At 45.0% G+C, this 564-nt stretch carries 1 protein-coding gene; it reads right to left on the bottom strand.

Going from position 1 to position 564, the window contains the following annotated elements; translation table 11 throughout:
• Positions 1-564 (bottom strand): ABC transporter substrate-binding protein (locus R8O11_RS30140; RefSeq protein ID WP_318195250.1); only part of this gene is annotated, 564 nt, incomplete at both ends.

The following is a 564-nucleotide window of genomic DNA, read 5'->3' as shown; positions in this document are numbered from 1 at the left end:
TTTGCTGATTAATATAGTTGGCAAGCTGGCGCCACTCTTGTTTCGTCAGTTGCGAATCTCGCCTCTCACGATAGGTGAGATAGGAAAGTGCGCTGATTTTTTCAATCTCAACATGGTCTGAAACTTGATTGAAACTCAGCATATTCAAGTTTTGAACATCGCCGTGAGAAAGCGTAATTTGATCCAAAAGCGCGCGTGCAGAAAAATACTCTTTGTGCGCTTGCAGCGTGATGCTCTCTTTGTTCCAACTGCTGATTCGAAATGGCCCAGTACCGATATGATATGAATAACCCGAGCCAAAAGAGGCCGTGTCTCGACACAATATTGAGGCATGTGGCGTGGCTAACATGTATGGAAAGAATTGGTTTGCGCGTTTGAGCACTATCTTCAAGCAGTTCGGAGTTTCGGCTGTGACGGTTTCAATGCATTGCCAAAGCTCATGAACCGGCCCTTTAATTTGCTTGAGTCTTTCTAAACTCCAAACCACGTCGTCTATACTCAGAAGCTCACCATCATGACGAAAAATGCCCGGCCTTAACCATAACGTCATGACGTTTTCTTCCA

This window comes from Vibrio sp. 1288, from assembly GCF_033344475.1.
Note: the sequence above shows the minus strand (reverse complement) of the source record. Positions and strands in the feature narration are given on the sequence as shown.